Annotated in this window: 25 protein-coding genes and 2 pseudogenes; 15 read left to right on the top strand and 12 right to left on the bottom strand. The window is 53.3% G+C overall.

Features of this window, described 5'->3' with window-relative positions:
- Window positions 1-30: 30 nt before the first annotated feature.
- Complete coding sequence (locus RVM26_RS15825) at window positions 31-1,401, top strand: MFS transporter (RefSeq protein ID WP_081195076.1); 1,371 nt, start codon at window positions 31-33, stop codon at window positions 1,399-1,401.
- 67 nt (window positions 1,402-1,468) lie between these two features.
- On the opposite strand, the gene chrA is transcribed toward RVM26_RS15825, so the two are convergent.
- Entirely contained in the window at window positions 1,469-2,845 is a 1,377-nt protein-coding gene (gene chrA / locus RVM26_RS15820) for a chromate efflux transporter (protein ID WP_081137407.1), read from the bottom strand.
- A gap of 80 nt (window positions 2,846-2,925) precedes the next feature.
- On the opposite strand from chrA, the gene RVM26_RS15815 reads away from it, so the two are divergent.
- Window positions 2,926-3,894 carry a chromate resistance protein ChrB domain-containing protein gene (locus tag RVM26_RS15815; RefSeq protein WP_498939628.1) on the top strand — a complete coding sequence of 323 codons (969 nt, stop codon included), beginning with the start codon at window positions 2,926-2,928 and terminating at the stop codon, window positions 3,892-3,894.
- Between the two features lie 393 nt (window positions 3,895-4,287).
- Here RVM26_RS15815 and RVM26_RS15810 read toward each other — a convergent pair whose 3' ends face one another.
- Entirely contained in the window at window positions 4,288-5,325 is a 1,038-nt protein-coding gene (locus RVM26_RS15810) for an IS630 family transposase (protein WP_287804249.1), read from the bottom strand.
- Window positions 5,326-5,359: 34 nt separating this feature from the next.
- Complete coding sequence (locus RVM26_RS15805; RefSeq protein ID WP_498939626.1) at window positions 5,360-5,938, bottom strand: PIN domain-containing protein; 579 nt, start codon at window positions 5,936-5,938, stop codon at window positions 5,360-5,362.
- A 226-nt stretch (window positions 5,939-6,164) separates the two neighbouring features.
- Between RVM26_RS15805 and RVM26_RS15800 the strand changes: the two genes are divergently transcribed.
- Complete coding sequence (locus tag RVM26_RS15800; RefSeq protein ID WP_498939624.1) at window positions 6,165-6,890, top strand: transposase; 726 nt, start codon at window positions 6,165-6,167, stop codon at window positions 6,888-6,890.
- 90 nt (window positions 6,891-6,980) lie between these two features.
- Here the strand turns inward: RVM26_RS15800 and ltrA are convergent, their stop codons facing one another.
- A complete protein-coding gene (gene ltrA, locus RVM26_RS15795) occupies window positions 6,981-8,246 on the bottom strand; it encodes a group II intron reverse transcriptase/maturase (protein ID WP_498939622.1) in 1,266 nt (421 codons plus the stop codon).
- Window positions 8,247-8,861: 615 nt separating this feature from the next.
- On the opposite strand from ltrA, the gene RVM26_RS15790 reads away from it, so the two are divergent.
- The 11 genes from RVM26_RS15790 to RVM26_RS15740 all read left to right on the top strand — a co-directional run bounded on the left by RVM26_RS15790 (window position 8,862) and on the right by RVM26_RS15740 (window position 17,751).
- A complete protein-coding gene (locus RVM26_RS15790; RefSeq protein ID WP_498939620.1) occupies window positions 8,862-9,956 on the top strand; it encodes a TroA family protein in 1,095 nt (364 codons plus the stop codon).
- Complete coding sequence (locus tag RVM26_RS15785) at window positions 9,953-11,014, top strand: FecCD family ABC transporter permease (RefSeq protein ID WP_498939618.1); 1,062 nt, start codon at window positions 9,953-9,955, stop codon at window positions 11,012-11,014. The genes RVM26_RS15790 and RVM26_RS15785 overlap by 4 nt, the downstream gene beginning before the upstream one ends.
- Window positions 11,015-11,016: 2 nt before the next feature.
- The gene (locus RVM26_RS15780) at window positions 11,017-11,841 is read left to right on the top strand and encodes an ABC transporter ATP-binding protein (RefSeq protein ID WP_016239116.1); all 825 of its coding nucleotides are present in this window, start codon (window positions 11,017-11,019) and stop codon (window positions 11,839-11,841) included.
- A complete protein-coding gene (locus tag RVM26_RS15775; protein WP_019282989.1) occupies window positions 11,834-12,349 on the top strand; it encodes a hypothetical protein in 516 nt (171 codons plus the stop codon). The genes RVM26_RS15780 and RVM26_RS15775 overlap by 8 nt, the downstream gene beginning before the upstream one ends.
- A gap of 12 nt (window positions 12,350-12,361) precedes the next feature.
- The gene (phnG, locus tag RVM26_RS15770; RefSeq protein WP_081194694.1) at window positions 12,362-12,787 is read left to right on the top strand and encodes a phosphonate C-P lyase system protein PhnG; all 426 of its coding nucleotides are present in this window, start codon (window positions 12,362-12,364) and stop codon (window positions 12,785-12,787) included.
- A 4-nt stretch (window positions 12,788-12,791) separates the two neighbouring features.
- On the top strand, window positions 12,792-13,349 hold the full coding sequence (phnH, locus tag RVM26_RS15765; RefSeq protein WP_048766753.1) for a phosphonate C-P lyase system protein PhnH: 558 nt from the start codon (window positions 12,792-12,794) through the stop codon (window positions 13,347-13,349).
- Window positions 13,349-14,362 (top strand): carbon-phosphorus lyase complex subunit PhnI, encoded by a 1,014-nt coding sequence (locus tag RVM26_RS15760; RefSeq protein ID WP_498939614.1) that lies wholly within the window; start codon window positions 13,349-13,351, stop codon window positions 14,360-14,362. The genes phnH and RVM26_RS15760 overlap by 1 nt, the downstream gene beginning before the upstream one ends.
- On the top strand, window positions 14,359-15,171 hold the full coding sequence (locus tag RVM26_RS15755) for an alpha-D-ribose 1-methylphosphonate 5-phosphate C-P-lyase PhnJ (protein ID WP_048766754.1): 813 nt from the start codon (window positions 14,359-14,361) through the stop codon (window positions 15,169-15,171). Before RVM26_RS15760 ends, RVM26_RS15755 begins: the two co-directional genes overlap by 4 nt.
- Window positions 15,164-15,928, top strand: coding sequence for an ATP-binding cassette domain-containing protein (locus tag RVM26_RS15750; RefSeq protein ID WP_016239122.1), 765 nt, complete (start codon window positions 15,164-15,166; stop codon window positions 15,926-15,928). Before RVM26_RS15755 ends, RVM26_RS15750 begins: the two co-directional genes overlap by 8 nt.
- Window positions 15,928-16,542 carry an ATP-binding cassette domain-containing protein gene (locus tag RVM26_RS15745; protein ID WP_016239123.1) on the top strand — a complete coding sequence of 205 codons (615 nt, stop codon included), beginning with the start codon at window positions 15,928-15,930 and terminating at the stop codon, window positions 16,540-16,542. Before RVM26_RS15750 ends, RVM26_RS15745 begins: the two co-directional genes overlap by 1 nt.
- 246 nt (window positions 16,543-16,788) lie before the next feature.
- Window positions 16,789-17,751 (top strand): porin, encoded by a 963-nt coding sequence (locus RVM26_RS15740; protein ID WP_498939612.1) that lies wholly within the window; start codon window positions 16,789-16,791, stop codon window positions 17,749-17,751.
- Between the two features lie 261 nt (window positions 17,752-18,012).
- Here the strand turns inward: RVM26_RS15740 and RVM26_RS15735 are convergent.
- The 8 genes and pseudogenes from RVM26_RS15735 to RVM26_RS15700 all read right to left on the bottom strand — a co-directional run.
- A pseudogene (locus tag RVM26_RS15735) lies at window positions 18,013-18,486 on the bottom strand (TRAP transporter large permease subunit); the annotation flags it as partial.
- Between the two features lie 98 nt (window positions 18,487-18,584).
- Window positions 18,585-19,340 (bottom strand): IS21-like element helper ATPase IstB, encoded by a 756-nt coding sequence (istB, locus tag RVM26_RS15730; protein ID WP_427390083.1) that lies wholly within the window; start codon window positions 19,338-19,340, stop codon window positions 18,585-18,587.
- Window positions 19,341-19,354: 14 nt separating this feature from the next.
- On the bottom strand, window positions 19,355-20,899 hold the full coding sequence (istA, locus tag RVM26_RS15725) for an IS21 family transposase (RefSeq protein ID WP_498939609.1): 1,545 nt from the start codon (window positions 20,897-20,899) through the stop codon (window positions 19,355-19,357).
- 329 nt (window positions 20,900-21,228) lie between these two features.
- Window positions 21,229-22,358, bottom strand: a protein-coding gene (locus RVM26_RS15720) for an IS3 family transposase (RefSeq protein ID WP_498939607.1) whose coding sequence is annotated in 2 segments (ribosomal slippage) — window positions 21,229-22,136 and window positions 22,136-22,358 — 1,131 coding nt in all. Because the reading frame shifts where the segments join, the coding sequence is not laid out codon by codon here.
- A gap of 24 nt (window positions 22,359-22,382) precedes the next feature.
- The gene (locus RVM26_RS15715; protein ID WP_498941785.1) at window positions 22,383-22,790 is read right to left on the bottom strand and encodes an integrase core domain-containing protein; all 408 of its coding nucleotides are present in this window, start codon (window positions 22,788-22,790) and stop codon (window positions 22,383-22,385) included.
- 6 nt (window positions 22,791-22,796) lie between these two features.
- Window positions 22,797-23,045, bottom strand: a pseudogene (locus RVM26_RS15710) (DDE-type integrase/transposase/recombinase); the annotation flags it as partial.
- Window positions 22,933-23,448 carry a transposase family protein gene (locus RVM26_RS15705; protein WP_498941807.1) on the bottom strand — a complete coding sequence of 172 codons (516 nt, stop codon included), beginning with the start codon at window positions 23,446-23,448 and terminating at the stop codon, window positions 22,933-22,935. The pseudogene RVM26_RS15710 and the gene RVM26_RS15705, both read right to left, overlap by 113 nt.
- On the bottom strand, window positions 23,445-23,699 hold the full coding sequence (locus tag RVM26_RS15700; RefSeq protein WP_498939605.1) for a hypothetical protein: 255 nt from the start codon (window positions 23,697-23,699) through the stop codon (window positions 23,445-23,447). The genes RVM26_RS15705 and RVM26_RS15700 overlap by 4 nt, the downstream gene beginning before the upstream one ends.
- Window positions 23,700-23,709: 10 nt before the next feature.
- On the opposite strand from RVM26_RS15700, the gene RVM26_RS15695 reads away from it, so the two are divergent.
- A protein-coding gene (locus RVM26_RS15695) for an IS3 family transposase (protein WP_498939451.1) occupies window positions 23,710-25,265 on the top strand; the annotation gives its coding sequence in 2 pieces (ribosomal slippage) (window positions 23,710-24,172 and window positions 24,172-25,265; 1,557 coding nt in all).
- The last annotated feature ends 10 nt before the right edge of the window (window positions 25,266-25,275 follow it).

The following is a 25,275-nucleotide window of genomic DNA, read 5'->3' as shown; positions in this document are numbered from 1 at the left end:
TCTAAGCTCCCCTCACGTGAGGAACGCTCTATGCTCGATGTACTCGCCCATCGCGTCTATCGCCATCTCTTTTTTGCTCAGGTCATTGCACTGATTGGTACCGGTCTGACCACGGTTGCTCTGGCATTACTGGCTCATCACCTTGCTGAGGGTCAGGCGGGGGTCGTGCTCGGCACCGCGCTGGCGATCAAGATGGTCGCTTACGTGGGCATTGCCCCACTGGTCGGCGCCTATGCCTCACGCCTGCCTCGGCGCACCTTGTTGGTTAGCCTGGACGTGCTGCGTGCGGCCGTGGTCTGCACGCTGCCGTTTGTTACCGAGGTGTGGCAGATCTATGTGCTGATCTTTCTGCTCAATGCTTGTTCAGCAGGCTTTACACCCGTTTTCCAGGCGACGATCCCTGACATTCTCGAAGACGAAGAGCAATACACGCGAGCATTATCCCTGTCGCGCCTCGCCTATGACTTAGAAAACCTTCTTAGCCCGATGGCGGCGGCGGCATTGCTGATGGTGATGGGTTTTGATGTCCTGTTCGTACTCAACGCATTGGCCTTCTTTATTTCTGCCGCCCTGGTGATATCGGTGACCCTGCCTGCGCCTCTTGCCCTAGAGGATGTTCCCGGCGTTTGGCGTCGCGTTACCCATGGCACGCGAATTTACCTAAAGACGCCCCGGCTGCGCGGGCTGCTGGCGTTGAGCCTGGCGGTATCAGCCGCCGGGGCCATGCAGATCGTCAACACGGTAGTGCTCGTGCGCTCGGTGTTGGGTTTGGGCGAGAAAGAGGTAGCCCTGGCCTTTGCCGCCGCAGGCGGGGGCTCCATGCTAGTGGCCTTACTGTTGCCCAAGGTGCTGGATCGGGTGTCCGAACGGCCGGTCATGCTGCTGGGTGGCGTTATGATGGCTCTCAGCCTCTACCTGGGCTGGCTAGGCCCATCGTTTGCGGGGCTTGTCGGGCTATGGTTACTGCTGGGCGCAGGGGCCTCATTGGTCATGACCCCCACCGGGCGCCTGCTCAAGCGCTCATGCCAGCCCGAGGATCGTCCAGCGCTGTTTGCTGCCCAGTTTTCGTTGTCACACAGCTGTTGGCTGGTCACCTATCCGCTGGCAGGCTGGCTGGGGGTGAACCTTGGGCTGAAGGGGACGTTTGCTTTGCTGGGAACGGTGGCCCTGGCGGCAACGGCGCTCACAGCTCTTATCTGGCATAGACGTGACCCGATGATTGTTGAGCACGAGCACATCCCCATAAGCCATACCCACCGGCACTACCACGATGAACATCATCAGCACGAGCATGAAGGGTGGGAGGGGCCGGAACCTCATCGCCATTTCCACCATCATTCCCCAGGCTCGCATCGACATGTATTTGTCATTGATAACCACCATACGCGATGGCCATCATGATCTGATAAAGCTGGCGGAGGGATATTGCCCTCAAGTGGGCTCTAGCAAGCTTGACAGTGTGAGGTAATTAGAAGCTAACCAGGGAGGCTAGAACGCCGAGTAACGCACAGCCAAACAGCACCTTGAGCATGCCAACCTTGAAATGAAAAATCGCGATCATGGCGCCTGCCGCCAGTAACAACGCCAGTAAATCGAGGGACGCTAAGTTCGGCGCTAAAAGTCGCGCTCCCATCACGTGCCTTTCGCCTACGTCAGCGAAGATAACGTGAAGTCCAAACCAAATGGCTAAGTTGAGGATAACCCCGACGACCGCAGCGGTAATGGCGGACAGCGCCGCGCTGAGGGCGCGGTTGTCACGTAAACGCTCCACATAGGGAGCCCCTAAAAATATCCAAAGAAAACAAGGTACGAACGTTACCCACGTGGTCAGCAATGCGGCGAGCGTTGCGGCCAACATAGGATCAAGGCCTGTGGCCTCACGATAAGCGCCCATAAACCCAACAAACTGCACGACTTGAATTAACGGGCCCGGTGTCGTCTCCGCCATGCCCAGGCCATCCAGCATCTCGCCCGGTGCCAACCATCCATAATTTTGCACCGCCTCTTGAGTGACGTAACCCAGCACCGCATAGGCACCGCCAAAGGTCACCACCGCCATCTTACTGAAGAAGAAAGCAATCTGACTGAACACATTCTCGCTGCCGAATAGGGCCAATAGCAGCACTACCGGTGTTAGCCACAATAGGAGTAACGTGCCTGACATACGTAGCGACCACTGGCGATTGGGGCGTGCATGGGCAGGCAGCCCTTCGCCCAGTAGGGAGTCTCGGTCGCTAAGCACTGACTCGTCGGCATTTCCATGGCCACCTCCTACCTGAAAGGCCGTCATGCCACGTTTCCCTCCCCAATACCCCAGAAGGGCCGCGCCTAGAATAATCAGCGGAAACGCTACCTCAAAAAAGAAGATGGCGACAAACGCGGCAGCGGCGATGCCAAGCATTATCTGATTTTTCAGTGCCCGCTTGCCTATACGGACGACAGCGTTAAGCACCACGGCCAGAACCGCCGCTTTTAGGCCAAAGAAGAGCCCCTCAACGGCCCCCACATTGCCCAAGGCGGCATACAGGTAGCTCAGAGCCAGAATGGCGATGAAACCAGGTAACACAAAGAGGCTGCCCGCCACCAAGCCCCCTTTGGTACGATGCATTAACCAACCGATATAGATAGCCAACTGTTGCGCTTCTGGCCCCGGTAGCATCATGCAGTAGTTAAGCGCGTGCAGGAAACGGCGCTCGCCAATCCATTTTTTTTCTTCGACAAGGATGCGATGCATCACCGCTATCTGACCGGCGGGGCCACCGAAGCTCAGTATTGCGATTCGTAACCAGACCCTAACGGCCTCACGGAACGGTACTTGATGGGGCGACTCAGTGATGGGCGGCATGGCACACTCTTTAACGATGTAGGGGTGTTGTTTTGTAGAATGTATAACAGTGAAGTTATACATGCAACGGAAGAGGTGGTATGACAGATAACGTACAACACTGGTTAATCCTGATCATGCGTCTCAGTGGACGGGCGGGCACACCCCGTATGCGGATCTGGCGGGCACTTCGTGGTTTAGGTGCCGTGGTACTCAGAGATGGTGTCTACTTACTGCCAGCTAGCCCCTCGCGAAGGGAAGCGCTGGAGCTGCAAGTCGGCGCTATTCGGGAACTGGGAGGCAACGCGCTGCTGATCGAGGTTGACGAATCTGCCATAGATAGCGTCGATGTGTTGCCTTCGCTCTTTGATCGAACGCCAGATTTCAAAGCCTTACGAGCGGCAGTGGTTGACTGGCAGCAGGCTTGCCCTCAATTGGAGGAGCGAGAAGCGCAGCGTCAATTAACCCAGTTGCAGCGACGTTTACAAAGCATAGTGGAGATTGATTTTTTTCCAGGATCAGAAAGCGAGCGCGCCATTGTGGCCTTGGCGGAGGCGGAGACCGTCTTTAATCGTTGCTTTGTGCCAGACGAGCCCCAGCCGATCCAAGCCGAGATCCCACGGCTTGATCACTCTGCATTTCGCGGGAGATGGTGGGCCACGCGCCGTCGCCCTTGGGTGGATAGGCTGGCATCGGCTTGGTTGATCAAGCGCTTTATTGATCCCGAGGCTCGCTTTGTGTGGCTTGAGCATCCAAACCAGTGTCCGCCAGACGCGCTGGGATTTGATTTTGATGGAGCCCATTTTACCCATGTTGATGACAAGGTGACGTTTGAAGTGCTGCTCGCGAGTTTTGGCCTTGAGATGCAGGCAGGCTTGAGCAGGATTGCGGAGCTAGTCCACTACTTGGATGTGGGGGGCACCCCCGTGCCGGAGGCCGTGGGGTTAAAACTCATGCTGGCCGGGGCTAAAGAGCGTTGTGAAGACGATGATGCCCTACTGCAACATACCGATATGTTGTTTGATGACCTTCACCAGGCGTATTTGGCGGGAGACCCAAACGGGGAGTGAGCAATGCGCTAATAGTGAAAAGGCCGGGTTTACCCCAGCCTTTTGCTAGCGACCCTCGTGGCTCGAAATAAGGGTTCAGTCGGCCCGCGGACGTTCTAAATATTTCCAGCAATGGCACGAGGAGAAAGAAAGGTAGTTTAGGTTGCTAGCGTATTTCGCATTCCTTGAACGGCATAATTAGCCGCCAAGCAGCATGTGTCATGTATTCAGATGGAGTACGACAGGTGCCAGCTCCTTTCTAACCAGGCTATCAGAAGCCGAGGAATTTCGAGTTTGCGGCTGCGGCGTGAAAATGTGCTTGCACTGTTTTGACAAGAAAATTGACAGGCGACGATGTCTGGAGCAGTGATTCGTCAAACTAAAGCTGGCATTATTAACCCGGCAATAAAATAGCTATGATGCGGCGTATCGAATTGACGGGGCTTTGAAGTATTTCGCGACTCGCCTCGGGAGCTTCTGAAGCTTCCGAAGGTGAGACATCGCCTTCCTCTTCAGCTGGTCTCTGCTGCGCGCCGGAGTACCGCTATGCACGCCGGCTTTGAGGTCGCAGTTCAGATACTCATCGGGGTTCAATTCCGGCGAGTAGGGTGGAAGGTAGAACACTTCAATCTCATCCCGATGCTCCGCCAGCCAGGCCTTGACGATCTTGGCGTGATGGACCTTGAGGTTGTCCAGGATCAGGAAGACCTTCCGCTTGGCATCACGAATCAAGCGCTTCATGAAGTCGATCAGAATTTGCGCATTCATGGTGCCGTCGAAAAACCGGAACCGTACCTTGCCCTGGTTAGTGACGGCGGAAATGAGATTGATCGTCGCTCTTCTCGCATTGAGCCGGAGGATGGGGGTGACGCCTTGAGGTGAGTAGCCACGCACATGCTGGCTATCGCTACGCAACCCGGTCTCATCGCCCCAGTAAATCTCGGCATCTTCGGCCTTGGCTCGGGCATGAATGGTTGGGTAGTCCTCCTCCAGCCAGCGCTTTACTTCGGCTGGACGCTGCTCATAGGCCTGCTTCTTGGGCTTCTGAACAGTGAACCCCCAGCGTTTCAGATATTCGCCAATGGTGCGAATTGGCACCCACTTCCCGGTTTCCAGCTTGATCAACTCCTGTACGGCCTTGCGTGTCCACAGGGCATACTGAAGCTTCAACTGGTCAGGTGTCTTGTCGACCAACATGGCCTGGAGTCGACTTTCTTCATCAGGGGTGAGCTGGCGGCCAGAGCCCTCTCTTCGCCCACGAACCTGGGCGAGCAAGGCCTTTAGACCGCCTTCACGGTATTTCGTAAGCCACCGGCCGACGGTGAGGGGGTGAACGCCAACCTCCTTGGCGATCTCTTTGTTCTTCATCCCACGCTTGGAAAGGCGAACCGCAAGTTTTCGCTTTTCTTCCTGAGCGGCGGGATGGAGTGTGCGAGCATCTTCTCTGTTCATGCCGGCATTATAGCATAGCTATTTGGATGCCGGGTTAATAAATACTGTCACGCCAATTAGTGCGGAAGTCCAGTGAGCGTAATAGCGCATAAACGGTACAACAACGGACTCCCATATCATCGCACACATCCGGAACTTTACGGTTCTTGCGACGTGCCGAGGGTTTAGGAATCTCATTGGATACCACAATCCTGTTGACTGGATCCCGAAGACCGTAAGCGATTAAAAATGGATCCTTCCCAACCTTCTCAAGTTCTATCTCATCGAGGTCTGATCCATATCCTTCGTCTAGCACTCTGTTCAATAGGTCCACATCAAATTCTTCTTGTAAAACAAGGAGGTCGCGTATCTCTCGGCTTTTAGCCCAGTTTGCATGCTGTGCCTTTGTGCCGCCTTTTATCTCATCAATTGTCTCAAGCGGCAACACAGCACTCACGGAGACAGCTGCACTGCTGACGCTGTCAAAAAAAGCACGGGCGATCTGGGGGGACGAGGAGTCATGATCAGCATCGAGGATCGCCAACGTGCCGTAGAGCTGATTGCTGTCGCCTGCAACGAGGGCGCCACCTTGACGGCTGCCTGTGAAGTCGTCGGGATTTCTATCCGGACTCACCAACGCTGGATGCAGGCGGGAAAGCTAACAGGCGATAAACGCCCTGTAGCCGAACGCCCAGCCCCTGCTAATGCGCTGACCCCAGAAGAAGAGGCTGAGATCTTGAGGCAATGCCACCGTGACGAGTTTGCTGCTTTACCGCCGGATCAGATTGTTATTCGGCTGATGGATCAAGAGCAGCGTTACATTGCCTCCGTATCGAGCTTTTATCGAGTGCTGCGTAAACATGGCCAGCTGGCACACCGGGGACGCGCCAAAGCCCGCAAATCACAGCCAGCGCCGACTACACATACAGCAACCGCCCCCCAACCAAGTATGGTCCTGGGACTGCACCTGGCTTCCTGGGCCAGCCAAGGGTACCTACTACTATCTGGTGATGATCCTCGACATCTTCAGCCGTAAAGTCGTGGGCTGGGAAGCCTTTCTGGGGGAGTCTGCAGCTAACTCACGCCGTGTCATTGAGCGAGCCGTGCTGGCCGAAAACATGGTAGGCCAGCCTCTGGTGCTGCACGCAGATAACGGCAGCCCCTTCAAAGGCATTACCTTGCTTGAGAAGCTGAGAGATCTGCAGATCCAGCCTTCGTTCAGTCGACCGCGTGTGAGCAACGATAACGCCTTCTCCGAGGCTCTGTTCCGCACCTGCAAGTATGTGCCGAACTACCCCGTCAGTGGCTTCGCTGACCTATCAGCTGCCCAGCGTTGGGTGCACGGCTTCGTCCAGTGGTACAACTATGAGCACCGCCACAGTGCTATCCGCTTCGTGACGCCGATGCAGCGCCACACAGGAGAAGACAAAGTCATATTGGCCAAGAGACATGCGCTCAACCTTGCAGCCAGAGCTGTGCATCCTGAGCGCTGGAGTGGAGACACCCGCAACTGGCATCCTGTGACATTAGTATCGCTAAACCCAGAGCGCCGGGTAGTTAGGGAGATAGAGAAAATAGCTGCATAAAAATCAAACAGGGGTCGAGTCGCCCCGGGGAACCTCCCCCCAAGGCGCTCACGGAACCGTACGTGAACCTCTCGATTCATACGGCTCTTCCTATCCAACCTTCTTCGAGTAGACGAACTCCCAATGCGCAAAGAGTGTCGGCTGTGCCATACGAACCTTCTTTACCCAGGCCCATGACTGGCGTTTATGCCCCCTCAATCGCTTGTACTTGTTGCGTGCCCAGCGGCCAAGACGAAGATCGATCTTCACCAGCGCCCTCTCCAGAGGCTGCGGATAGAATTTTCCATAATATGTTACCCATCCTCGCACCATGGGGTTGAGCCAATCCGCCAGTTGACGAAGGTCTGCCCATGTCGCTCGGTTGATATTCATACGACGGAGCGTTTCATGTATCCGCTTAAGTGCCTTACGGCTTACCCCAGGATTAAAGCCGGTAAATAGATTACCTTGCTTGTCCTGCACGGTTCTTGCGCGAAAGCTAAATCCCAGAAAATCAAAGCAGGTGTGGGGGTGGTCACCTTTTCGGCGGCCATCCTTGCAGTACACCACCTTGGTCTTCTCAGGATGCAAGTCCAGCCGGCATTCGCTCATCCTGTGATTCAAGGCGGTCAGCAGCGCCTCCGCTTCCTCCTTTGTCCGACAGTGGCAAACCACATCATCGGCGTACCTTTCAAAGGGAAGATGAGGAAACGTGCGTGCCATCCAGGCATCAAAGGCATAATGCAGGAAAAGGTTCGCCAAGATTGGTGAAATGACACCTCCTTGCGGAGTGCCACGATCCCTCTCTAATCTCGATCCACCTTCCTGTATCACAGGGGCTTTCAGCCATCGGAGAATATATAGACGTATCCAGGATTCCGGCACATGCTTTTCCACTGCCTTCATCAGTAGATCATGATCGATGGTGTCGAAAAACGCCTTCATATCCAGATCTACCACCCAGTCATATCGCCAGCAGTTGCGACGTGCCTGCATCACCGCCTGGTGTGCACCACGCCTCGGGCGATAGCCGAATGACGACTCGTGGAAGAGCCTTTCAAGCCTTGGCTCCAGGATCATCTTTACCGCCATCTGCGCCACCCGGTCGCCTACCGTGGGAATCCCCAGCGGTCTGAACTGTCCATCACCTTTCGGTATTAGCACTTGGCGAACAGGTGCCGGATGATAGCTTCCTGAACTCATGCGGTTCCACAACTTGTACAGCTTAGGACCAAGCTTTTCCTGGAAGGCTGAAATGCTCTCCTTGTCGACGCCCGGCGCACCTTTGTTGGCGGCCACGCGCTTCCATGCCTCCCAGAGCGTCCGCTTGGGTATCTCGAACGGTTTTGCCGTCACATGGAGGTCATCCTGCTTCATGGCAGTTGTCTCCTTGCTCCGGCTGGATAGGGCCGTGCCTTCGCTCCAAGGCCATTACAGCCTCCTCATCACTACTACGCACGACTCCGCCCCTGTACGTCGCATTGGTACTCAGATTCTCCCAGGGTCTCTGGTTGAATCGCTCCCTTGACATCGACGTGACAGGTTCCCCTGTTCCGTATCTGTGCCTGAATGACAGTCACGCCACCTCTATGCCGGATACCACCAGGCCCACGTTCAGGTTGCCGCCTGACTTGTCCCAGAGCATTGTCGAGACTCTGGTTTTGATATCGGTTGCAATTATCGACACTTCGTCGGTGGTTCACTCGCGTTCGTCTCCGCCATTCATACCTGACGAGGTCTTGCCTCGCCTTTTCCACTGACGCTCACCACCAGCGCTCTTGACGCCAGCAGCTCAGGGTGGTTTGGAATCACCGCCTGATCGGCGAGTCCGAGGGGCCCGCCCTCATCACAGATACAGCATGGCTGGCACGTTCCTCGTGCTCAGCCTTCAGGGCACACCGACAGATACCTTGACAGTTACCGCAATTGATGAAACACTGGCTATAATCAAAATGACATTCAATCTCAATCTCATTCTCAATTGGAGAGGTTATGACCTCAATACCCCGTTGCTTTGCCGTGCTAGTAGCGACAACTTTGTTATCAGGTAACTTGTCAGCGCAAGAATTTAACTTTACTGATGTAACCGGACAGGAAATTAAGTTAGAAGCCCCTCCTAGTCGTATCATTACTCTGCCCAATCCAGCTGCAGCTACCTTCATCGCAATAGATGGTTCTACCGAGCTGTTAGTGGGTATAAATGAGCGCTCTAAACGAGCCTTTGAGAGCGGTATGATGAGCGTTATGTTTCCTGAAGCTGTTGATATCTCCAGTGACATTTTGTCGGAAAACGGTGGTTGGATGCCCAACGTAGAGGCCATCGCAGAACTTAAACCGGATTTAGTCATCCAGTGGGGTGAGCGCGGCGATGATATCGTAGCTCCACTTCGCAATGCAGGTTTGCCCGTTGCTCTAATGGTAGGCGGTGGCAATGCGGGTACAGAAGAGTTGGCCCGAGCCAATATGAAAATGGTGGCTGATATCACGGGTAATACTGAAAAACTGTCAAAGCTTATTGATTGGCGTGACCGTGTACAAAGTGAAATTACTACTGGTTTAAAACAAGTAGGCTTTCATGCAACACCAAGCATTTTGCATTTGCGCTCTACCAAACCCAAGTTGACTGCTACTGGTGAGAAAAGTTATCAACAAACCTTCATCGAGCTGGTTGGCGCTAAAAATGTAGCTCAAGGAGTTGGCGTACAAAGCACTGTTAGCGTGGAACAGATTCTTGAATGGAACCCAGATATTATCTTACTTTCCGCAGCAGAGACGGATGCTGGATTAGAAGCGATATACGACGACCCATTACTTTCTCGCTTAAATGCCGCCGTACAAAAACGCGTTTATAAGACACCTCAAGGTGGATATATCTGGGATAGTGCTTCCCATGAAAGCCCCTACACATGGATGTGGCTGGCCAATCTTACTCATCCCGATATTTTCTCTTTTGACCTACGTCACGAATTAAAAGAAGGCTTCAAATTACTTTATAACTTTGACCTATCGGAAGAGCAGATAGATCGAATTCTGCGTATTGATATGAACGGCGACAGTCACGGTTATCAAGTGTTTCGTAAGCAATGAACACATATAAGCGATCGATTCACTCGTCCTCAGAAATGGTTGAGCCAGTTACCCTGAGCACTTGGCGTGCTAGTCATTGGCCTCTTTTGTCCCTACTGCTTATAGCGACTGTGCTAATCGGGCTATCAGTAGGTCGATACAGCGTAGCGCTAGATGAGATTGTAGCCATCCTATATGCAGCCTTACGAGGTGATAACCCACAGCATATGGATGCGTTGGTGATCTTGAATGTACGCTTGCCGCGCATATTATTGGCAGGAGTATGTGGGGCTGGGCTTGCCATCTGCGGGGTAGCCTTACAAACCTTATTTCGTAACCCTCTCGTTTCACCTAAAGTGCTAGGTTTATCCTCAGGTGCAGCATTAGGAGGATCACTGGCAATTTTGGCTGGAGTAGGGGGGCCGCTACTGATGGGGGCTACGTTTGTATCAGCATTTGCTGCTCTGTTTTTAGTAGTGCTGATTTCAAATATGGCGGGGCGTACTTTGATGACTATTGTGCTTGCTGGAATTGTTATTGATGCTTTATTTGGAGCAGGTATTTCGTTAGTTCAATATGCCGCGGATCCAGAAACGAGTTTACCTGCCATCGTCTTTTGGCTGATGGGAAGCTTTGCAACGGCGAGTTGGGAAAAATTTGCACAAACTGCTCCTATACTCATTGCCAGCATTTACCTACTGAATAGAATGCGCTATCGCATTGCTGTACTCGCTATGGGTGACGACGAAGCTAAGTCGTTTGGCATCCATGTTGCACGCTCCCGGATGATCGTCTTCGCGTTGATTTCTATCATTGTCGGCGCCTGCGTAACCGCATCGGGCGTAGTGGGGTGGGTAGGACTCGTAATCCCACACTTTGCTCGTATGTTAGTAGGCGAAGATCACCGCCGGCTCTATTTCACGAGTCTTATGCTGGGTGCCACTTTCATGATTTTGACTGATACGTTGGCTCGTAGTTTAACTGCTGCAGAGATTCCTTTAGGCGTACTCACAGCTCTAGTTGGCGCCCCCGTCTTTGTGTACTTACTAATACGCACTCGTCGACGTGAAAGGGCTTAATCATGCAAACCGTCTTTACCTCTCATCTCAGTTTAACTGGAGCGTGCGTACGTTTTAGTGAACGTGTGATTTTTCAGGATTTAAGTTTTAACGTACAAAAGGGCGAAACGTTGGCCATTTTGGGCCCAAACGGACGCGGTAAGACTACGTTGCTAAAAGCTCTATTAGGCTCACAACGTTTAGATCAAGGACAACGGCAGGTACCCCACCTCATCGGCTATGTACCTCAATACCAATACGGTAGTGAAAACCATTGTTGCCTCGATGTGGTACTCATGGCACGAGCCGCCTTGCTTCCCATGTTCAGCCTTCCTTCACAGCGGGATCGTAAGCTAGCTCTTGAAGCATTGGAAAAAGTAGGCGGAGGGCATTTTGCTTATCGTTTATATGGCTCTCTATCCGGCGGCGAGCGCCAATTAGTGTTGCTTGCTCGTGCTTTAGCTACTGGTGCTGAGGTACTCATACTTGATGAGCCGGCTTCAGCTTTAGATTTAGCTAATCAGGACTTATTGCTTAACGTCTTATTCGAGTTACGCCGAGTACGTAGCCATTCGGTCGTTTTTACCACTCACCATCCGCAACACGCTCTGCATCTCGCAGACAAAGTACTGCTGATGCACACCAACGATCAGATTAAATTTGGTCCAGCTGATGAGCTGTTAACCGAGTCTGAGTTATCCCGTTTATACAACGTCAGACTACGCCGTCTAATGGTGCAAACGGGAGAACATTTTCAAAGCACAATCTGCCCGGTTTTTGGAATACGTGAACCGGATCAAGATATGCCCATTTCTTATCCTCTAAACAAAGGTAAATACAATGAGTAACGATACAATCTCCTATCTGGAAAATGGACATGAATTTACAGTCCACTTTGATGAGTTATTAAAATACCACGGTGCCGGTTATCCGGGTGGTGTAGCCCACGGGCTAAAAGTTATGCAGCGAGCCTGGCCCTTGCTAGATAATGGTCGTTTGCCTGAACGACGTGAAATTCGCTGTGTCACAGCCTTTGGAGGCCCAGGGGGTAGAGATGCGATTGAGTTTGTTACCCGCGGTCTTACTGAGGGTCGCTACATTGTTGATAACTCAGTAGGGCTCGAAGAAGAAGAGTCCCCCGGTGGTCGTTATTACTTCCGTTTCGAGTACCGTGGCACCGCTGTTGAAATCACCATCCGTCCCGGACACGTACGCCCCGAGTTCATTCAGTTAGCACGCAAGAAAGACCGCTCACCAGAAGAAGAGATCATTTTGGCTGAAATGAAGCTCGAAATGGGAGAACGCTTGTTAGTCCAGCCCGCAGAAGATATTTACAACGCTACCGTATTATCGTAATAAGTCATAGCCATGAGTCAAGAACGTCAAACTTGGCTCGGGCTACTTGCCCGAGCTAACCGAGATTATCTGGAAAATATCTGGGCTACTTACAATCCGGGTGTGCCTATACAAAAACTCGCTGGCCCTGAAACGGGGTTGGTGCAGCTCAATACACAAGCTTGTAAGGCCTCAGTGTCATTTCAGTTTGGTGAGGCTTCTTGTACTCGCTGCGTAATCGCTATTGGGAAAATTCAAGGTTACGCAGTACATTTGGGCTCCGATCTACGCAAAGCGGAGTTAGCGGCCTATCTAGACGCCTTTCTACAAACGGCCCCCTCCCACCAACGTGAGCTGGTGCTGCACCCTATACGCCAACAGTTAGAGCTAAAAAAGGCTGAGAGGGAGCAGCTGACGGCTGCTACTTCTGTACGTTTCTACACCACACAAAAAACTTAGAATCATGAAAATACCTTTACGATCTGAGCACAGACATGACGATGAGTTACATCGGCAGACGCGTACTTATCGGCGACTACTGCATGCCTTTGGTTACCCAATGCGCATACAGCAACTAGAAGAGCGTGCTATTCATTGCATCGTTGACTGCCTTCTAGACAGCCAAACGACGGTAGCTATTGAGGTGGAAAATAAGGAATTAACAAGCCGTATTTTGAATACAGGCGCAACCTTGAGCCAAACTCCCGAATGGGTTTTTGCAGGTTCTCAACGGCATCACTTACAACATATTCCAGCAGGAAGCCGTGAGGCGCCTGAAAGTGGGGCAACCCTTGTCATGGAAATAGCCGCCATATCACCTACAAACGGGGGGCTTGCTATACGAGCCACCGGTGCAGGACTCAACAAACCACACACTTTATATTTTTCAGGGTTACATCAAAATGTAGTCATTGATCATATTGCTTTTCGTGCCGATTACCCGCGTGGAGTGGACCTACTACTATGCGCTGACACGCAGCTGGTTGTATTACCACGTCACTTAACTTTGGAGATCATTTAATGTACGTACCAGTAAAGGGTGGTGAACAAGCAATTGCTGCTTCCCGTATAGCCGTAGAACGGAGTCGCCGAGGCGACGACACAATCCCCGAGATTGAAATTAATCAAATCATGGCACAAATGTCGTTAGCTCTTGATCGGATCATGAGTGAGGGGGGCTTATACGATCGACGTTTTGCTGCTATTGCCTTTAAGCAAGCTCAGGGAGACATTGCCGAAGCGGTATTTCTCGTACGTGCTCATCGCGCGCAATTAGCCAATTTTGGCTCAAGCCAAAACATAGATATAAAAACAATGCATTACAGTCGCCACATTTCCGCCACGCAAAAAGAGTTGGCTGGAGGGCAAATTTTAGGCGCCACTTACGACTACACCCACCGCTTACTGAATATGGATTTAGAACACTCTCGCCCTCAGTGCGAGTTACCTAAATCAGTGATAACAGCTCCCTCATCGCCCTCTAGCTCTGAGCCACTGTACGCAGATCTTATCCGCACCGAAATATCTAAAGCTCCGATAGACATTACGCGAACTGTTTTGCCTTCTTTACCTGATCCTTGCGAGCGTCTCGCTCATCTCGCTCGTGGCGAAGAAGGCTACTTAACTGGATTAGCTTACGAGAGTTTGCGTAAAGCCTCAACGAGTCATCCCTATGTAGCGCAATTAATGAGAGGGAGCGTTGAAATATTCGTAGAGCTGGAAGACCTCAATTTAACCGTATCCATTGGTGAGGTTGAGTTAACTGCCTGCACTACTGTGGCTCCAAATTTTAGCTCATCTCCACATTTAGAAGCGGGTTTTGGTATTGCTTTTGGAGCTAACGAGCGTAAAGCCGTCGCCATGGCAATCGTAGATCAGCACTTTAAAATTGAGGGTGCTACCAGTGATGCACTCATGCATACCGACGGAGTCGCTGCATCCGGCTATGTCAGCCATTTGAAATTACCTCATTACTCTGACTTTGATGCTGATTTAGCGCGTTTACGCCGAGTTCAGGCTAAGGAGGAAATATGAATTATGCCTACCTTGATCTACCGTCCAAACAAGAAATACGTCGTAAAACCCTAAAAGCACTCTGTCTACCTGGACGTCAAATACCTTTCTCAGCTCCTGAGCTACCCATTGCCTATGGTTGGGGGGTAGGAGGCATGGCTATTACCGCTGCCTTATTAGAACCGAATGACACGTTAAAGGTAGTCGATCATGGTTCGGATGATACCGTTAATGCCCTGAATATCGCGGATTTTTTTACTAAAACGGCAAACATATCAATTACGACAACAAGCTCAAAGGCTACTCTCATTCAAACGCGTCAGCGAGTCCCTGAAAGCCCGTTGCGGGAAGAGCAAATTGTGGTGTACCAAGTTCCTCGACCTGACCCTCTACGTGGATTTATTAATGATGCGGCCGAAGCACTGACACGGCACGCACATCATGATTACGGTGTCGTGTTAAGCGCTCTATTTGAAACATGGTTGCAACAAGATGAGGCGTGCTTAGGATACGACCACCCTGTGATTGTTAATGATGGGGTCTTAATGTCACCGTCGCCTATTCCTGCTATGGATAACCCCCGCATGGCGATGATGCCTGCTATTCAGATTTTTGGCGCCGCACGCGAGCGACGAATTTATGCATTGCCTGCCTATACACCCTTAGCAAACTTAGCTTTTGTTGACCTGCCTGCTAGCCTGAAAAAAGTCGATACAGCATGTTGTATCTGCGGCTCATCTATTCATTATTTGGATAATATTGGTACGTCAAACACCCCCCATTGGGTATGTTCCGACTCCGAAGCATGCAAGGAGCGCGCTCATGTTTAGCTTGCCAGATCCCGTGCTGACAGCACAGGCTATCTCACTTGAAATAGCTGGGCACCGTATTTTGTCGGATTGTCACCTCAAGCTTTATCCTTCCGAGGTTCTCGCTTTAGTCGGCCCCTCAGGTGCTGGAAAATCAAGTCTTCTGAATATACTTGCTGGACGACAGCTATCTAACAACTGTCAGGCTCTTTCCCTTTTAGGCCAGGATTTACTACGTACCAGTCTTTATCAAACTAACCTTTTACGTCGGCGGGCGTGTGGCTATGTGGCTCAGGATGCCAGCACAACCCTAAACCTGAGACAAAGTGCCGCTACTAATATCGTACGTCGTCTTTTTGATTTAGGTGACAACCGTGCGGTTGATGCACTCAAACAAGCACAAAAATGGGGCCAGCGACTTGGTTTATGTCCAGAACGATTACATGAGCCAGTGAAGAACTTTTCGGGAGGGATGCGCCAACGCGTACAAATCGCTGCGGCCATGATCCATCAGCCGAGCATTTTATTTTTAGATGAACCCACTGCTGGTCTCGACTCAGTCGCTCAAGCAGATTTTTTAGATGTGCTCTCTAATTTGAGAAACCAAACACAGACTGCCATGGTGTTTGTGACTCATGACTTACGTCTAGCTCGACTCATTGCTGATCGGGCCATCGTGATGGATCAAGGCCGCATCGTCAGCGAATCCATTATGGATCGTTTGCTTACTGAGCCTGAGCATCTCATCGCCCAAGCTCTTGTTAAGGCAATGATTTAATGAATAAACCAACTGTGATTTTGCAGTATGAAGGCAATGGCATACATCATGGGCCACTTCGCATAACGGCACAAACAGGGCAGATCGTACAGATCTGGGGAGCGTCAGGCTCAGGAAAATCGACTTTGCTCTCACGAATTTGGGGAAGTCGAAGCTTAGGAACGGCACACTTGTGCATACGAACCCACGATCAGCAGTTCACACCAAGCACAATGACACCCGCCCACTTTGCATTTCTACGCTCACGATTAATGTCGTACGTAGGGCAACATCCTACCGTACTACCTCGCGAAAAACTTGTGGATTGGTTTGCTCTAGTCCCCACAAAGACAGTACTCGACGGACTAAGACTGCTGGACCTCTCTCCTAGCTTACTCTCTCGCTATGCCTGTGATGTCTCTGGTGGTGAACTACAGCGTTTTATGTTGCTTCACGCTTATTTTTCTTCTCCTCCAATCTTACTTTTAGATGAGCCCTGTACAGGATTGGATCCAGAGCGTAGTCATCAGGTGAGCACGCTTTTATTACAGGCTAAAGCCGCTCAGAAACTGGTTATTTACACCAGTCATACGAGTGCCAGTTGGGTGGATCAGTCAATCTCTTTAGACGGTTAAACCGTCTACATTTAATTTAACCTGGAAAAGTACTCATAATGAAAAAAATTTTATTGGGATCTGCGTTGAGTGTAGGTTGCCTAAACTTCGTTCATGCCGATACCTCAGTCATCCCGCTTTGGCTGAGTGAGCGGCTTATTAATGCCTACGCCATACAACATTTAATAAAAAAGAGGAGGGCCAAAAAGAAAAAAAATCTCACGGCAGTGTAAAAACAAACTCAAAAAGATAAATCAGGGAGTAAACATGTTGTTGAACAACAAAAAATGCCATGGCATTTCTACATTGGCACTAGTAGCAGGTTTAGGGTTTTCAGGAACCACACAGGCATTCAATGTGTATGAAGACGGAGAAACTTACTTTGACCTATATGGCCGTATACACTTGACGTTAAACAACGATGACGGTAACGACTATATTAGTGAAGAAGGTTCACGCCTTGGCTTTAAAGCTGGACATAGGATAAATCCTAAGCTAGAGGGTTTTATAAGAGCCGAGTTTAGATTCACCGCTAATGATCGTGACGAGGCACGGCCTAACGTCATTGATGATATAAGGAACACATATGTAGGGCTACGATTTGAAGACGTCGGAGCCGTAAAGGTTGGTAACTTTGACTCCATCTATTATCAGAACATATCCAAGGTTATCAATGTAAGAAATACTGTGGATTGGCGAGCCTTGGCAAAAGGTGGTGCCCGCGCCCGTGGAAACTCTATCTCTTTTGAATCCCAAAGTTTCGATGGCTTCAGCCTGGGTGTCGCTGGAAAGCTCGATCCAGAAGATGAAGATGCAGGTGAAGAAGAAACACTTAACCTAATGGGATATGTAGCCTATGAAACAGGCCCGGTACGTTTTGCCGCTGGCTATGATGAAGCAGAAGGTGATGATGATGCTCTACTCGGGGCAAGCGTAACCTACAAAATATCTCCACAGCTAAGTGTCGGTGCGTTATTTGAAGAGCAGGGAGATATTCGTCATTATGGTATAGCACCCGTTTTTAGTTACTCAAAAGGCAAAATATACGGGAACGTCAGCTATATGGAAAATAGTGACATGAATTTGAGTGACGTCCAATACGTTGCGGGTGGCAGCTACCGGCTTAGTGATCCAATGTTTGTATATTTAGAATATGCTAGCAGTACAGATAGGGAGATCAATGCGATTGATAAGGATTGGTGGGCTTTAGGGGTTCGATACGATTTCTAAGTTTCACAGAGCCCATTAATACAGGTCTACACAGCACCCCGAAAGTTGAACTCCCAGTTCGACCTTCGGGGTTTAAATCTCGATAGCCTCAAAAATCAAGCGCAACGCCGGTGGAGCTGGTGAAATTGATCCGCCGCATGTCGGGGTGGGCAATTAGATGGTGCACAGCCGGGTACTGCCCGGAAACCTTCATGATGAAGGTATTACCGCACACCACAGAGACATAGCGCTGGCTTGGGTACAGGCAAGCGTACTCACCAACTAGAGCAGAAACAGCGTGCTCAAAATGGGGAAGGCGATTAATAGCGCTAGTCGTATTAAGTCAGAAACCACAAAAGGCGCCACCCCTTTAAATATCTCCCCTAGCCCGACATGTGGCGCCATCGCTTTAATCACAAACACGTTCATCCCCACCGGCGGGGTCATTAGTCCCAGCTCAACGGTCAGTACGGTCAAAATACCGAACCACACCGGGTCGATGCCCATCGCCTGAATAATCGGGTAAACCACCGGCACGGTGATCACCAGCATCGCGATGGAGTCCATGAACATGCCCAGCACGAAGTAGAGCGCCAGGATGCACAGCACGACGACGATGGGCGTTAGATCCATACCGTAGAGTAGGTCAGTGATGGAGAACGAAATGCGCGACACCGAAATGAAGTAACCCAGCGTTTCGGCCCCTACCAGCATAAAGAACACTACCGCGGAGAGCGCCAATGTCTCTTGTACGCTATGCCTGCGTATTCCGGCGAACGTGACCGGTCATTCCGGTGATCGTGACCGATTTGCACACGGCCTTCACGCTGGAGAGAGTTTTGTACGCTGAGCGGTCACGATGGGTCAACCGATTCCGTTTTTTGTGCGTTGGTTTTTCTCAGTGATTCCCCTTTCAGATTGAGTCGGTGAGCGCCGTGCAGGAGCCGATCCATGATGGCGTCTGCCAGCGTGGCGGAGCCGATGTAGTCATGCCAGTGCTCCGTGGGTAACTGGCTGGCGATGAGGGTGGAGCCCCGCCCGTGTCGGTCTTCGATTACTTCCATCAGGTCCTGCCGCTGCTGCGCCGTGATCTTCTGCATGCCCCAGTCATCCAGGATCAGCAGGTTGGTCTTCAGCAACTGGTTCATCAGCCGACCGTAGCTACCATCACCGTGCGCGATGCGCACCTGCTCGAACAGGCGCGGCACTCGCAGGTAGCGCACCGAGAGGCCTTGCCGGCAGGCCTGATTGCCCAGGGCACAGGCCAGCCAGGTCTTGCCGCAACCGGTAGGCCCGGTGATGCACAGGTTCAGGGACTGGCGGATCCAGTCGCTGCTCGCCAGGCCCGCCATACGCGAGCGTTCCAGTCCCCGGGGATGACGGTAATCGATGTCTTCGATGCACGCCGGCACGCGCAGGCGGGCGGCCTTGAGCAGCCGGTCCAGCCGACGGTTTTCCCGGTGCAGCACCTCCCGATCCACTAACAGGGCCAGGCGTTCCTCGAACGCCAGGTCGTGGGTTTCGGGTTGGGCGCGTTGTTGTTCCAGGGCATCGCCCATGCCCGTCAGCTTGAGGTGGCGCAAGGTATCGAGGGTGTTGTGCGTTAGCATACGTTTCTCCGGGATCAGTGGTAGTAGTGGGGGCCGCGAACGTTGGTGTGAACCGGCAGCTCGGTCAGTTCCGGTGGCTCCTCGACCAACGGCAGCGGTAACTGATCCAGCCCCTGCTTCAGGATCGAGGTGATGCTCTGGTAACTGGCGGAGTGGATGGCCAGCGCCCGGGCACAGGCCTGCTCCAGGCGATCACGACTGTAGCGCCGACTAAGGTTCAGAAGTCCCAGGCAGGCGCGGTAACCATGTTCCGGATGAGGCCGATCCTTGAGCTGCTTCTGCACCACGCCCAGCGTGCCGGGGCCGATGTCATTGGCCCAGTTCAGGAACCGTCCCGGTGACCAGTTCTGATGGGCCTGGTGCGATTTAGGCATGTGTTCAGTCAGGGTGGCGAAGCGGCCCTTACCATGACGAGGATGTAGCGCCACTCGCTGCCCTTTGTGCATGACCTCCACGGAGGTGTCGGTCACCCGAACGTCCAGCTTCACCCCCACCAGGGCGTGGGGCACGCTGTATAGCCGCTTCTCGATCTCGATGTGATAGTCGATACCCGGCCGTGCCTTACGCCACTCGGCGTAGGTGTAGGGCGTGGCGGGGAGTGGTCGTAGTGCCGGTCGGTCGAGGGCATCGAACAGGCTTTGACGACTCTCTGTCCGTCCTTGGAACGGGCGCTGGTTCAGCGCTGGTAACAACGCGGCGATGGCGGCGTTCAACTCGGCCAGAGAGAAGAACGTCTGGTGCCGTAACCGGGCCAGGATCCAGCGCTCGACCAACAGCACGGCGGCTTCAGCCTTTGCCTTGTCCTTGGGCTTGTAGGGACGCGCGGGCAGCACCGCCGTCTGATAGTGAGCAGCCAGTTCAGCGTAGGTCTCGTTGATCTTCGGGGTGTAACGGTCCGCCTTGGTGACCGCTGCCTTGAGGTTGTCCGGAACCAGCAGTGCCGGCACCCCGCCGAAGAACGTCAGCATCCGTTGGTGGGAGGCGATCCAGTCCGGCAGGCTCTGGCTCCCGGTGGCCTCGGCGAAGGTGTAGCTGGAGGCGCCAAGCACGGCGACAAAGACCTGGGCCTGACGCATCTCTCCGGTGCTCCGGTCCACCACCGACACGGTCGGTCCGCAGTAATCGATAAAGACCTTCTCGCCGGCCCGGTGGACCTGGCGCATGCTGCGCCGTTGCCGCCCCCGCCAGAGCCGGTAGTGGTGGCAGAATTGGCTGTAGCGGTAGGCCTTGTCGCCGTGGCGTTCCGTGTACTCGGCCCAGAGCAATTGCAAGGTAACGCCCTTGGTCTTGAGTTCCTGGTGGACCTGGAAGTAATCCGGCTCGGCAAAGCGTGAGGGCGGTGCCTTGACGGGGAACAGCCGTACTTCCAGCCAGGCCTCATCAGCATCCTCGGGCAACGGCCAAGTGATGCCCTTCGCCTGGGCCTGGCTGACGTACTTGCCGACCACGCCTTTGGAGAGACCACAGGCGCGGGCAATGCGGTCGTGGCTCAGGCCTACTTCGTGCTTGAGGCGCAAGACCTCGATGATCTGTCGCATGGAAATCCTCGCAGCCGGCATCCGCACTTCCTCGTGATGAAAAAGAAGGGTATGCCGAATAAAGTTAAAGAATTCCAGCGTGTTGGATGTGATTCCGGGGGAACGTGACCGATGATTCCGGCAACGTGACCGGCGATTCCGGAAAATTGCCCAAAATCGGTCACGATAAAACGGAATGCGCGGTCACCATCATCCAGAACAGACGGTCACGTTCAAACGGAATGGGCGGTCACGATAGGGCGGAATACGCAATGCCATAGCTGCGCGCCGCGCATGCCTTTCGCTAAGGCGTAGAGCAGCGTAGCGAATGCCCCAACGCTAGCGCCTTCCGTCGGCGTAAAGTGTAGTGGTCAACTGATTCCGGACACGGATTTAAGTTTTTCTTCCGCCAGCACCGGAGCGATTCCACCATTGAAGGCATGTGGCCGCTCAGTGTTGTAATACCCCATCAAATAGCTGCTGATATCCTTCCTGGCTGCCGCCAGACTTTGATAGCCCATCGCCGGCACCCACTCTGTTTTCAGACTCCGGAACAGGCGCTCCATTGGCGCGTTGTCCCAGCAATTGCCTCGGCGACTCATGCTCTGCACCATGCGGTAGCGCCAAAGCCTTTGCCGGAACTTGCGGCTGACATACTGAGACCCCTGATCAGAATGGAACATGAGCTTCTCCGGACGTCCTCGCTGCTCCCAGGCATGATCCAAGGCCTGAACAACCAAGTCCGCATCTGCCGTATCAGACATCGCCCAGCCGACCACGCGACGGGCACACAGGTCCAGCACCGCAGCCAGATAGCTCCAGCGCTGGCCAGTCCAGATATAGGTAATGTCACCACACCAAACCTGATCAGGCTGTGACACATCAAACTCACGATCCAGCCGGTTGGGAATGTCCAGCCGCTCCACTGTGGCGCGTTTATAGGCGTGAGGTCCTGGCTGCTTGCAAACCAAGCCTAACTCGCCCATCAGCCGGCGCACCTTGAAGCGACCGATCTCAACGCCTTGGTCGTTCAGCAAGCCCTGTATGGTGCGACTGCCTGCGGAGCTGCGGCTTTTGTTGAACATCTCGTTAACCCGGGCTCTCAGGGCCACACGCTCAGCATCCACACGCTGTATCCTCTGACGATGTTCGTAGTAGCACGAACGGTTGATGCCAAAAGCTGCGCAAACCATGTCGACCGGGGCCTGCTCTCTCAACTGGTCAATCAGCGTGTACGTTTCCAGTCGTCCGACATCAAGAGAGCGGTAGCCTTTTTTAATATGGATTTCTCCATTTCAAGCCGTCGGCACCGTTCTTCCAGCTCCTGAATTCGCTGCTGCTCCGGCGTTATAGCTTTGCCTTTGGGAGTGACACCTTGCCGTTCATCGCTGAGCTGCTGAACCCAGCGGCGCAATGCTGATTCACCAACGCCCATGGATGTGCAGGCCTGGGCAATGCTGTAGCCCTGATCAAGCACCAGGCTGGCTGCGGTAACTGTCAAGGTATCTGTCGCCCTGTTTGATTTTTATGCAGCTATTTTCTCTACCTCCCTAACTACTCGGCGCTCTGGGTTTAGCGATACTAATGTCACAGGATGCCAGTTGCGGGTGTCACCACTCCAGCGCTCAGGATGCGCAGCTCTGGCTGCAAGGTTGAGCGCATGTCTCTTGGCTAATATGGCTTTGTCTTCTCCTGTGTGGCGCTGCATCGGCGTCACGAAGCGGATAGCACTGTGGCGGTGCTCATAGTTGTACCACTGGACGAAGCCGTGCACCCAACGCTGGGCAGCTGATAGGTCAGCGAAGCCACTGACGGGGTAGTTCGGCACATACTTGCAGGTGCGGAACAGAGCCTCGGAGAAGGCGTTATCGTTGCTCACACGCGGTCGACTGAACGAAGGCTGGATCTGCAGATCTCTCAGCTTCTCAAGCAAGGTAATGCCTTTGAAGGGGCTGCCGTTATCTGCGTGCAGCACCAGAGGCTGGCCTACCATGTTTTCGGCCAGCACGGCTCGCTCAATGACACGGCGTGAGTTAGCTGCAGACTCCCCCAGAAAGGCTTCCCAGCCCACGACTTTACGGCTGAAGATGTCGAGGATCATCACCAGATAGTAGTAGGTACCCTTGGCTGGCCCAGGAAGCCAGGTGCAGTCCCAGGACCATACTTGGTTGGGGGGCGGTTGCTGTATGTGTAGTCGGCGCTGGCTGTGATTTGCGGGCTTTGGCGCGTCCCCGGTGTGCCAGCTGGCCATGTTTACGCAGCACTCGATAAAAGCTCGATACGGAGGCAATGTAACGCTGCTCTTGATCCATCAGCCGAATAACAATCTGATCCGGCGGTAAAGCAGCAAACTCGTCACGGTGGCATTGCCTCAAGATCTCAGCCTCTTCTTCTGGGGTCAGCGCATTAGCAGGGGCTGGGCGTTCGGCTACAGGGCGTTTATCGCCTGTTAGCTTTCCCGCCTGCATCCAGCGTTGGTGAGTCCGGATAGAAATCCCGACGACTTCACAGGCAGCCGTCAAGGTGGCGCCCTCGTTGCAGGCGACAGCAATCAGCTCTACGGCACGTTGGCGATCCTCGATGCTGATCATGACTCCTCGTCCCCCCAGATCGCCCGTGCTTTTTTTGACAGCGTCAGCAGTGCTGCTGTCTCCGCGAGTGCTGTGTTCTTGCGATGTAGCTCTCGTTCCAGCTCTTTGATCCGCTTGCGCTGCTGCTTGGCTTCATCCGCTTCTCGACGGCGGTCCTCATAGGACAGGCTGGCGGCTTGTTCGCAGTCATGACGCCAGCCCCCTCTGGCAGGATAGTTGTCACCCTCTGATTTCAACCAGATAGGCGGCAAGGAAAGTATCGTGGCCCGTTATTCCGAAGAACGCAAAGAAGCTGTACTGAGCAAGCTCTTGCCTCCCTACAATATGACTGTGGCTGAGCTGGCCCGGCAGGAAGGCATCTCCGAGCCGACCCTTTATACTTGGCGCAACAAAGCCAAATCAGAAGGACGTCCCGTGCCCGGTCGCAAAGCCACATCAGAACAATGGTCAGCTGAAGCCAAGCTCGCAACCGTCATCGAAACCGCAGCCTTTTCTGAGGCGGAGCTCAGCCAGTATTGCCGGGAGAAGGGCCTGTACCCTGACCAGGTAAAGCAGTGGAAAGCGGAGTCCTTGCAGGGCTTCCAGCGCAGTGCCGAACAGGAAAAGGCCATCCGCCAGCAAGCCCGTAGCGACAAGCAGGAAATCAAGCAGTTACGCCGGGAGCTACGGCACAAGGAGAAAGCTCTGGCTGAAGCCGCTGCCTTATTGGTGCTGAGAAAAAAGCTCAATGCGCTCTGGGATCAGGACAGCAACGAGGACGAATGACCTCAAACCCGGAGCGCCAGATCATCGTTAGTCTGATCCAGCAAGCGAACCGTGACGGTGCCCGTCTGGTCAAGGCCTGTGCTGAAGCCGGTATCTGTTTGCGCACCTACCGTCGCTGGTATCGCAACGGTGCTGTGCAAACCGACAAGCGCCCCACCGCCGTTAGAACGGCTCCAGCCAACAAGCTGACGATAGCGGAGCAGGAGCAGATTATCGAGCTGTGCAATAGTCCGGCCTACAGCCAGCTGCCACCAAGCCAGATCGTACCTGACCTGTTGGATAAGGGTGTGTATGTCGCGTCGGAGTCGACCTTCTACCGCGTACTCAAGGCGGTAGGCCAACTGCATCATCGCGGACGGTCACTGGCACCTAAACGCAGCCCAGCGCCAACAACTCACAAAGCTAGCGGCCCCTGCGAGGTCTGGTGCTGGGATATTACCTACTGCCCGAGTGTTGTCCGCGGGCAGTTCTACTACCTGTACATGTTTGAAGATCTCTACAGCCGCAAGATCGTCGGTTATGAGGTTCATGAAGCCGAGAGTGGCGAGTATGCCGCCCAGCTTCTGCAACGTAGCCAGCTGCGAGAACAGTGCCTGCACAAGCCGCTGGTACTGCACTCGGACAACGGTGCGCCAATGAAAGCGCAAACCATGAAAGCGAAACTGGAAGAGTTGGGCGTGCTGCCCTCATACAGTCGCCCACGTGTGAGCAACGACAACGCCTTCGCTGAGTCGTTGTTCCGGGTGCTGAAGTACCGCCCCCATTGGCCTTCCCGTGGGTTTAAATCGCTGGATGAAGCCCGGCTATGGGTAGACCGGTTCGTTCGCTGGTATAACACTGAGCACCGTCACAGCAAACTGCGCTTCGTGACACCGGAGCAACGCCACAATGGCGAAGACGCTGTGCTGCTGGAGCAGCGCAGACGGGTACTGGAGAAAGCCAGGCAAAGCGCACCATCACGCTGGGGTCAACGCTCCGTGAGAAACTGTGAGCCTGTTGGGCCGACGACACTGAACCCGGAAAAAGAGCCGACTATGCAGCAAGCAGCATAGCATGAAAACA

Source organism: Halomonas sp. KM072 (assembly GCF_050710315.1).
In the GTDB taxonomy this organism is placed as follows: domain Bacteria; phylum Pseudomonadota; class Gammaproteobacteria; order Pseudomonadales; family Halomonadaceae; genus Vreelandella; species Vreelandella hamiltonii.
This window is presented reverse-complemented; position numbering and strand designations above follow the sequence as displayed.